The 9,077-nt window shown below is 48.1% G+C and carries 9 protein-coding genes; 6 read left to right on the plus strand and 3 right to left on the minus strand.

The annotated features are described in order from the left end of the window. Nucleotides 1-40: 40 nt before the first annotated feature. Nucleotides 41-1,510 (plus strand): membrane-bound lytic murein transglycosylase MltF, encoded by a 1,470-nt coding sequence (mltF, locus tag BZJ18_RS04770; RefSeq protein WP_241824917.1) that lies wholly within the window; start codon nt 41-43, stop codon nt 1,508-1,510. Between the two features lie 7 nt (nt 1,511-1,517). Then, a complete protein-coding gene (locus tag BZJ18_RS17345; RefSeq protein ID WP_167314748.1) occupies nt 1,518-1,679 on the plus strand; it encodes a hypothetical protein in 162 nt (53 codons plus the stop codon). Here the strand turns inward: BZJ18_RS17345 and tadA are convergent. Both tadA and BZJ18_RS04780 read right to left on the minus strand, forming a co-directional pair. After that, the gene (tadA, locus tag BZJ18_RS04775; RefSeq protein ID WP_077455538.1) at nt 1,676-2,194 is read right to left on the minus strand and encodes a tRNA adenosine(34) deaminase TadA; all 519 of its coding nucleotides are present in this window, start codon (nt 2,192-2,194) and stop codon (nt 1,676-1,678) included. The genes BZJ18_RS17345 and tadA overlap by 4 nt on opposite strands. A gap of 98 nt (nt 2,195-2,292) precedes the next feature. Next, nucleotides 2,293-3,789, minus strand: a complete 1,497-nt coding sequence (locus BZJ18_RS04780; protein WP_108743117.1) for an AbgT family transporter — start codon at nt 3,787-3,789, stop codon at nt 2,293-2,295. Between the two features lie 1,679 nt (nt 3,790-5,468). Here BZJ18_RS04780 and BZJ18_RS04795 point away from each other — a divergent pair. Both BZJ18_RS04795 and BZJ18_RS17200 read left to right on the plus strand, forming a co-directional pair. Then, complete coding sequence (locus BZJ18_RS04795) at nt 5,469-5,822, plus strand: hypothetical protein (protein WP_131825263.1); 354 nt, start codon at nt 5,469-5,471, stop codon at nt 5,820-5,822. Beyond that, on the plus strand, nt 5,812-6,237 hold the full coding sequence (locus BZJ18_RS17200; protein ID WP_131825264.1) for a hypothetical protein: 426 nt from the start codon (nt 5,812-5,814) through the stop codon (nt 6,235-6,237). Before BZJ18_RS04795 ends, BZJ18_RS17200 begins: the two co-directional genes overlap by 11 nt. A gap of 128 nt (nt 6,238-6,365) precedes the next feature. Here BZJ18_RS17200 and BZJ18_RS04800 read toward each other — a convergent pair whose 3' ends face one another. Further along, nucleotides 6,366-6,626, minus strand: coding sequence for a helix-turn-helix transcriptional regulator (locus BZJ18_RS04800; protein ID WP_077455542.1), 261 nt, complete (start codon nt 6,624-6,626; stop codon nt 6,366-6,368). A gap of 1,229 nt (nt 6,627-7,855) precedes the next feature. Between BZJ18_RS04800 and BZJ18_RS04815 the strand changes: the two genes are divergently transcribed. After that, complete coding sequence (locus BZJ18_RS04815; RefSeq protein WP_077455544.1) at nt 7,856-8,278, plus strand: PD-(D/E)XK nuclease superfamily protein; 423 nt, start codon at nt 7,856-7,858, stop codon at nt 8,276-8,278. Between the two features lie 38 nt (nt 8,279-8,316). Further along, nucleotides 8,317-8,658 carry a hypothetical protein gene (locus BZJ18_RS04820; RefSeq protein WP_077455545.1) on the plus strand — a complete coding sequence of 114 codons (342 nt, stop codon included), beginning with the start codon at nt 8,317-8,319 and terminating at the stop codon, nt 8,656-8,658. The last annotated feature ends 419 nt before the right edge of the window (nt 8,659-9,077 follow it).

The raw sequence follows: 9,077 nt of genomic DNA on the forward strand, positions 1-9,077 counted from the left end.
ATTTATTCTGCCATCTTGGATTGCCTGCGTGGCCCTTGTGCTGCTAACCCTGCCTTTGGCGGGCTGTGATTGGCATTTTGATGACCGTACGACTCTCGAAAAAATCCGCGATCGCGGCGTGCTAAGAGTGGGCACACTCAATAATCAGCTTTCTTATTACATCGGTCCTAATGGCCCAACCGGCCTAGATTATGATTTAGCCAAGCGCTTTGCCGATAAGCTGGGCGTAAAATTGGAAATGACGCCTACCTACACGCTCTCCGGCCTCTTTCCCGCCCTTGAGCGCGGCGATGTTGACATTATTGCCGCGGGCCTGACCATCACACCGCAACGCCTTGACGCCTTTCGCCCCGGTCCTGCGTACTATTTTGTTAGCCAACAAGTAGTGTATAAAAACGGCCACTGGCGACCGCGTGATGTCGATGACTTCAACCGAGATGATGCTGTAATGGCAGTGGTTGAAGGCTCCAGTCATGACTTAACCTTGCAATCACTGAAACAAGCCCATCCTGCACTGTCTTGGCAAATCGTCCAAGATGCCGATGACGACGAACTCCTCAAACAAGTCGCGAATGGTGACATCGACTTTACCATTGCCGACTCCGTCGACATTGCACTGATCCAACGCACCCACCCTGATATCACCGTCGCGATGGAACTGAGCGAAGACGAGCCAGTCGCTTGGTTTATGAAAAAGCAAGGCGATAGCAGCGTTTACGCCCTGATGGTGGAATTTTTTGGTGACCTTGCTCAAAGCGGCGAACTGGCGATTTTGGAAGAGAAATACTTTGGTCACGTGGATCAGTTTGATTACGTCGATACCCGCGCCTTTTTGCGCGCGATTGAGAGCAAACTGCCCAAGTGGGAGCCGCTATTTAAAAAATACGCCAATGAATTTGACTGGCGTTTGCTCGCCGCCCTGTCTTATCAAGAATCACATTGGAACCCGCGCGCTATTTCACCGACTGGCGTGCGCGGCATGATGATGCTGACCTTACCGACCGCAAAATCTGTCGGCGTACGCAACCGGCTTGATCCCGAGCAAAGCATTAAAGGCGGCGCCCTTTATCTGCAACGGGTATTGGAACGCGTACCGGATAGCGTGAACCCGCACGAACGTATTTGGTTCGCGCTTGCCTCGTACAATATCGGTTTTGGCCACACGATGGATGCACGCCGCCTCACGGAGGCACAAGGGGCCAACCCTAACTCGTGGAGTGATGTGAAAAAGCGTCTGCCCATGCTCGCCAAGCGCCAATATTATACCCAGACACGCTACGGCTATGCGCGTGGATACGAGGCGTTAAGCTACGTCGAAAATATCCGCCGTTATTATCAAAGTATTCTAGGCTATGAAAAAGCGCATATTGAAGCGCTCGACAATGAGCAGGTTGAAGACTTAGGCGGCCTACAAACCATTGTCGCGCCAGCGCCTGAGCAAGAGTCTGAAACCGTCACAGACACTGACGAAACGTCACCACAAAGCGACGCTAACCAGCAACAGCAATGAGGGCAGTATGGTTCCGAGAAAACGGCTCGTGAGAAGTAACTTCCGTAAAAACACGATTTCCGCCGCTAACCGGCGTAAGCGCATGCGTCAAAATATGCACAAGAAAGTACTTTGGCGACAACGTACGTTTGCCATCCGCGAGTTCGCCGCCTTTGACGATGCGTTTTAACCCTCGCCCTGCTCTCGAGCCGCTTTTTTAGCGGCTTTTTTTTCGGCTCGGCGACGACGAAAAAACGCTTGAAGCTGCTCACGGCAAGCATCCTCAAGCACCCCCCCTTGCGATGCCACGTGATGATTCACGCCCTCGTAACTGAGCAAGTTCATCACCGATCCTGCCGCTCCGGTTTTAGGGTCGGAGGCACCAAAATACACGTTGCGAATACGGCTATGTACCATAGCCGCAGCGCACATTGGACAAGGCTCTAAAGTGACATACAAGTCAGCATCAATCAGGCGATAGTTCCCCAGCACTTGACCTGCTTGGCGCAATGCCATGATTTCCGCATGCGCAGAGGCATCATGTTGGGTAATTGAACGGTTCCATCCGGTCCCGATGATCTCCCCTTGGTACACCACCACAGCCCCGACTGGCACCTCACCCTCTTGCTCGGCTTTTTCCGCCAGCGTCATGGCGTGGCGCATGTATTTTTCGTGCTCGTTTGATGGCGTTTGCAACTCGCTCATTCAAAACCCTGTAACTTCACCCATTGAGATGGCGCCAAGTATACGACACAAATAAGCCGGCTCGAAGGCCGGCTTGTCTGTCGTCACGTAGGAACGCGTTATTGAACCAAGTATTGATAGCTTGCTTGAATGCCTAACGGCAACCCAACCGCCCAATAAGCCAGAAGGAAAAGCGTCCAGCCCACCAGCATAGTGATGGAGTATGGGATCATTAACGAAGCCACAGTGCCAATCCCGGTCGATTTCAAATAGCGCTGGCAATACACCACCACTAGCGGGAAGAACACCATCAATGGCGAAATAATGTTAGAGACAGAGTCACCCACACGATACGCCGCTTGTGATAGCTCAGGCGAAATGCCGACAACCATCAGCATTGGTACGAGAATCGGACCAATCAGTCCCCATTTTGCCGATGCCGACCCGATCAACAAGTTGACCATGGCGGTGAGCAGGATCATACCCACAATCGTCATTTCACCCGGCAATTTCATCGATTGCAGCAACTCAGCGCCGTTGAGTGCTAACAAAGTACCAATGTTGGATTGGGTAAATGCAGCCAAAAATTGCGCACAGAAGAACGCCATCACCATATACGCGCCCATGGTCGCCATGGTATCCGACATGGATTTGATTACGTCTTGGCTGGTTTTAAAGGTACCTGCAGTTTTGCCGTAGACAATGCCCGGAATAATAAAGAGCACGAAAATCAGCGGTACAATTGATTGCATAATCGGCGCATCAAATGCGGTCAGTTCCCCTGAAGGAGAGCGAAGCGGCGATGTTTCCGGCAACGCAGCAGCAACAAGAGCAGCAATTCCCACCAACATGGCCAAGCCTGCGCGGTTAAAGGCTTTACCTTCAATCGCCGTGAATGAACCAAGGTCAGGAGCGTCTTCAGCATCCTCATCAATCGGCGTGCGGCTAAGGCGCGGTTCAATGATTTTCTCGGTTACAAACCAGCCTAATGCCACAATCAAAATCGATGACAGTCCGGTAAAGTAGAGGTTTGCGAGTGGGTTCACCTGATAGGTATCATCCAATACGTGAGCGGCTGATTCGGTAAAGCCTGCCAGCAAAGGATCAATGCCAGACGGAATAAAGTTCGCTGAAAATCCCCCCGAGACACCGGCAAACGCGGCGGCAATCCCCGCCAATGGGTGGCGTCCTGCCGCATGGAAGATAATCCCACCTAGTGGGATCACCAGCACATAGCCTGCATCCGCCGCAGTGTGGGATACAATCGCTACCAAAATCAGCATTGGTGTAAGCGCTTGCTTCGGCGTCACACTCAGCATTTTCTTCAGACCGGTGGTGATAAAGCCTGACTGATCAGCCACTCCCACCCCTAACATCGCAACCAATACAATGCCCAGCGGCGCAAAACCAGTAAAAGTGCTAACCATGTTGGCTAGAAAGTGTGCGAGCGCATCGCCGGTCAGTAGGTTGTTCACTTGCACCGCATTCCCCGTCAGCGGGTGAACGGCATCGAACTCAACTTGCGATAAAATGGCCGACAATACCCAAACGGTAATCAAGCCCCAGAAAAACAACAGTGCCGGATCAGGAATACGGTTTCCTGCCCGTTCAATCATATTTAAAAACCGGTCTAACCCTCGCGGGCCATCAGCATCCGCTGACTGACTAAGTTGACTGCTCACAGCTCACTCCATATTGTTTCAATGTCGCCACAGCACATGCCCTGACGCTGCCTTTAATGACAAATTAATGAAATATCGGCCCCAGTAAAGCAAAAATCAGCATAGTTAGCTACACACCACCCTGTTAGCAAAATGTTAACCGTCAGGTATATTTGCTTTTCAGCACAAAAAACCGCAATGACGGGACGACCCTGAAACATTTAGAAACAAAAAAGCACATAGTAATAGAGAATAAACGTCGCACAGTGACTCTTTGATGCTCACCTTGAGCGCTGTGTTGACTGGCTATCTTCTTATCGCCAATTTTTATTCGCTGAATAACTCTCCTTGTTTGGGCGTTAATTGGAGAAGCTTCGAATTTATAGAAAATTAATAGCCGTTTTTTCGCTGCCCCATCCCCCCCATAAACATCTGTTATATAAGCACTTATTTTTATACTGGCTTACTCGGGCAAGTTTTTGCCTCAGGATTTTCTGTTATATCATGCCGTTATGTAGAAACATGAGATGATGAAAGTGGACATCAGTCGAATAAACACGCGCTGGATTGAAGGGGACACACAACCAGAAGCTCCAGCGGCCAAAGAAACACAACAAGAAAAACTCGCTCGCCATCGCAAGGCTCGCTTCGAACAAAGCGATCAAGCATGGGAGTATGTGCAAGCCAATGAAGGCCGCTATGCCAAGCACAGAGCAGAGGTACTTGCCAAAAGAAAGCCGTCAGAACAGGTTTATCCGTTTACAGATGAAGCGTTGCTCGAANGCCGCAGGATTTTCTGTTATATCATGCCGTTATGTAGAAACACGAGATGATGAAAGTGGACATCAGTCGAATAAACACGCGCTGGATTGAAGGGGACACACAGCCAGAAGCTCCAGCGGCCAAAGAAACACAACAAGAAAAACTCGCTCRCCATCGCAAGGCTCGCTTCGAACAAAGCGATCAAGCATGGGAGTATGTGCAAGCCAATGAAGGCCGCTATGCCAAGCACAGAGCAGAGGTACTTGCCAAAAGAAAGCCGTCAGAACAGGTTTATCCGTTTACAGATGAAGCGTTGCTCGAAGACGCACGCGAAGTGGCAAAAGAGTACCAATGGGATCATTCGCAACAAAAGAACACCCGCCTTGCTGTACTAACTCTAGAAGAAGCAAATGAGTATTTAGACGCCTTTATGCAAGATACGCATGGGCAGCTATCAACGGGTAAGGACTACACCGGCGTAGCAACTGGCTTGAAAGGAGCCTATGAAGTTGCGAAAGAGCTGGGAGGATTGGGAGCGACAGCGAAAGCCGTTAACATCAACGGTGTGATGAACATAGTGGTTGAAAACTACAAACCCCGTTATCTGGATATTGGCCCACGCTGGCAAGCAGCCACTCCCAAGATGCTAAAGTTGGGACATGCACTCAATACAGTGAAAGGTAATATCACCTTCCTTAAAGGCAATGTTTATGTCGAAATTGTTTTTAGTGGCGCTGTAAATGCCGTTGACTATATGCTTCACAATGAAAAAACATTAGGCGAAGTGGTTGGCCAATTTTCTGCAGATGTTGCTAAAGGCGTTGTGGCGGGANACTCCCAAGATGCTAAAGTTGGGACATGCACTCAATACAGTGAAAGGTAATATCACCTTCCTTAAAGGCAATGTTTATGTCGAAATTGTTTTTAGTGGCGCTGTAAATGCCGTTGACTATATGMTTCACAATGAAAAAACATTARRCRAAGTGGTTGGYCAATTTTCTGCAGATGTTGYTAAAGGCGTTGTGGCGGGAGTCATCGCGCAAGGCWTTACATTACTCGTTAGCGGTGTAATAGCGACTTTCATTGCGCCGCCTACTGTAGCAGTATTAGGTGTATTTACTATCGCTGCTTTTGGTATTGGCTTTATTGTTTCAGAAATTGATGACGAGTATAATTTCACCGAACCGATGAAAAGAGAAATTGAGAAATTAATCAATGAAAATTAATCGTTTCAAGTCGTCAGGGTATTTGGTTTTATTAATTCCGTTTTTATGGGGAAGTGGATATTTCTCTCTGAGGATGTTAACTTCACTCTCTTCTTATGAAAGTGTTGTTAAGGTTTACGCTCCTATTAACAATGCTTCTTTGCTGGCTATGTTTAGTTTATCAGTTATTTTATTTCTGATTATGGTTGTTACCTTTATTTCAGGTCGATCTTTAAATTGGCTGCCGAAAATATTTTTGATGATTTTTTTATCATTGGTCGTCCTTTCATTTACATATGGCTGGTATATAACAGAAAAAACAAAGAAAGAACTTAACGAACGTGGTTATGTTGAGTGTGAATCGAAAAGAGATTTAGGACTAAAATACTCTAGCCGGACTTATGCTTTGTCACCTGATATATGTTCTTCTGAGTGATTGCTACTATAAACATAAACCTTTTATAGAGAACAGGAATGCTCTTAATAATTAAAGATATTCTTGTTCTCTTATAATTACTATCAATCCTTTACTCCATGAAACCCGCTTCCTTTCCTGCAGTGCTACTATTCGTAGATCTTTTCAAGTTGTTGTTTATTCTCGACACCGAACACACCAAATGCGAGCCAGTGCTTATCAATGTCTAGGCAGTGACTGATTTTGACCACAGTCTCGAGAGTGGGGGAGCGTTTTCCTTTTTCCCAATCAATGTATGTCATCCGCGCGACGCGAAGTGATTTTGCTGCAGCAACTTGCGAGAGTGATTGGCGCTTTCGAGCATATTCCAGTCTTTTCTCGAAGGTATCGAGTTTGTTTTTGCCTGCCATACTACCCTTACTTCCCTGTTAACTGGCTTCCTGCCAATACTGCAATCATGGCGCTTATTATCTGATTTACCTCTGTTATTTGAAAGAGCTTGTGAGCCGCTATGTTTGGTCTGCCTCACACTACAGGACTAAAGCCGCGCCCGCGCTTTACGGCAAGTTGGCCATCACGCACAGCGCCCAGCGAACAACGGTCCGCAAGCCCACCACGCTGGGCTGCGTCATGGCCACCGCCGCGCATCGCGGGCACACTTTCTCTTCTCAACCCCTGCCCCAATCTTGGGGCGCCCTGCTTCGCAAGGCTATGAGCGTCGCACCGCAACTGGACAACGTTGCCGTGCGCTAGGCATTGTACCTTTATCTTGGTATATCGCTCGCGGACAGTTAAAGATTAAGGCCGAGCCCGCGCTTTACAGTGAGTTGACCATCACGCAAAACGCCCAGCTAACAACGGTCCGCAAGCGCACCACGCTGGACTGCGTCATGGCCACCGCCGCGCATCGCGGGCACACTTTTTCTTCTCAACCCCTGCCCCAATCTTGGGGCGCCCTGCTTCGCAAGGCTATTGACGTCGCACCGCAACTGCGTTGCCGTGCGGCGACGATAAAATGCCAAGTTAGATATGCGTAAAAGGATGAATTAAAAAATATTTTTTCTGTGACGTGATCGGTTGACTTTTTTGAAGTAAGCAGAGGTTTAAGGTTTTGGAATTAGTAGGCACTTACTTAAAATTTGCATGAATTAATACACACAGTGAAATAAATGTCACTGGGTTGAAATTCACCACTTGGCCCACATATAGTGTTTCGTTGTCACCGCATAACTACATATGGGTTTGTGGTGACAAGGCCTCCAAGGTGGAGGCCTTTACCTACGGATTGTCGTTGTAGATCGTCTTTATAAGTCTGGAAGCTTAAGAGACTAACACCTCAAGCTGTAGCGACAATGGTCTTAAACCAAAAATTTGAGGTTTGTCCATTCATGAATAAGAAAAGAACATCACAAGATGTTACCTCTTTGGCATCTCGTACCCTAAGAGATCCACACGCTTCAGAAATAGCTCGCTCATTAGCGGCATCCTGTCTATCGCAATCTGGCACCAGTAACCAAACCGGTGCTGATCTTGAAACCAAGGCGTCTGCTGTATTGCAGAGTAAAAAGTACAGCAAGGATACTCAAACCCTTGCTGCTTCTGTCTTGGCCCAATCAAACCGTAAGCGATAGGAGGTGATATGTCTCGTCAAGAACTCGTACAGCAAGTTGAACAAACCCTGATAGGTTTGGGTTTTACTGAGAACAAATCTGCTTCAGTCATGTGCTATCGCAAGAATGTTTCGTATCCCGGCCTAATTCAAGGTCAGAATAGCCATGCTCACTTCCTTGTTTACGCGCCTCGCGGCACACTGCAAATCAACGTCAAATTTCAACAAACGAGCGGTACGGCGATTGAAAAGTTAGCCTATTGCGCTGATGACGCGGAGACTACTGAGTTTGACAGGTATGTTGTGGTATGTGGTGGAGAGCAGTTGCTCAGGAATAACTGTGCAATAAATTATCTGCGTTCTAGACAGCATAGAGCCCCGAAACTTTTACCGACAACCATTGATATGCTGGGGCACTATCTCGCGCCTTACTTGGACCCAAGAGCTGCTTAACCGTCTGCCCGCGTATGCGGGCATTAAAGGATTTAATAATGATTGAATTCGATAAATATATCACCAAAAAGCTATCTGCTGTTGAAGCTGAACCTGATAGATCTAACCAACATGAGCTCAATGGTGTTTCTGGACTAAAAGCACTTCTAGGTGAGCAAAGGAAGGATAATTTTAATGCGCACTTTGTTTTTGAAGGTGATAGCAGTCGTGTTATTGCCAAGAAAGTAACTTGGTACGATGCAAGAGAGCAGCATCCAGAACGCTCAGAGTTTCGACTTTACTTTCAAACAAATGATGTTATGACTGCAGCTAGAGAAGGTAGTGTTTTAAAGATAGGCTTCGATCATGAACGTGTTTTTTGGATTGAATTAGCTTCTTAATATCACTTTCGCCCTGCTTCGCAAGGCTATGAACGTCGCACCGCAACTGAACAGCGTTGCCGTGCGTTAACCATCGAGTGACGGCGTCACATTCTTACGCGCGGACAGCTCCGCTCGCATTGCCCACCTTTTGTGGACGCTCCAAATTACGGCAGGGTTTTCGGCCAGCTAAACAGCAGCTGGCACGAACCCCCTGCCTTAACATAACACTGCAATAATGCGTAATTGCGACGCGCCTATCGCCAGCAAGCTGTCGGGCGCTGGGCAACTCCGCATTATCAGGTGTTATATTAAATTTTCCGCGTACCTACCATCGCAGTTTTATGCGGCTGCCGGGATTGACCCGGGCTGCCGCATAATCGTTCCGTCACGCAAGCGGCCTTCACGGTGGCCACCACGTCCCCCGCCCGCCCAGGCTG

Source organism: Salinivibrio sp. IB872 (genome assembly GCF_001995345.1).
Lineage (GTDB): Bacteria > Pseudomonadota > Gammaproteobacteria > Enterobacterales > Vibrionaceae > Salinivibrio > Salinivibrio proteolyticus.

What these genes read in the sequence shown, in the direction of transcription:
- BZJ18_RS17345 (WP_167314748.1), top strand. Translation starts at nt 1,518, where the DNA reads ATGGTTCCGAGAAAACGGCTCGTGAGAAGTAACTTCCGTAAAAACACG.
- tadA (WP_077455538.1), bottom strand. Translation starts at nt 2,194, where the DNA reads ATGAGCGAGTTGCAAACGCCATCAAACGAGCACGAAAAATACATGCGC.
- BZJ18_RS04780 (WP_108743117.1), bottom strand. Translation starts at nt 3,789, where the DNA reads ATGATTGAACGGGCAGGAAACCGTATTCCTGATCCGGCACTGTTGTTT.
- BZJ18_RS17200 (WP_131825264.1), top strand. Translation starts at nt 5,812, where the DNA reads ATGAAAATTAATCGTTTCAAGTCGTCAGGGTATTTGGTTTTATTAATT.
- BZJ18_RS04800 (WP_077455542.1), bottom strand. Translation starts at nt 6,626, where the DNA reads ATGGCAGGCAAAAACAAACTCGATACCTTCGAGAAAAGACTGGAATAT.
- BZJ18_RS04815 (WP_077455544.1), top strand. Translation starts at nt 7,856, where the DNA reads ATGTCTCGTCAAGAACTCGTACAGCAAGTTGAACAAACCCTGATAGGT.
- BZJ18_RS04820 (WP_077455545.1), top strand. Translation starts at nt 8,317, where the DNA reads ATGATTGAATTCGATAAATATATCACCAAAAAGCTATCTGCTGTTGAA.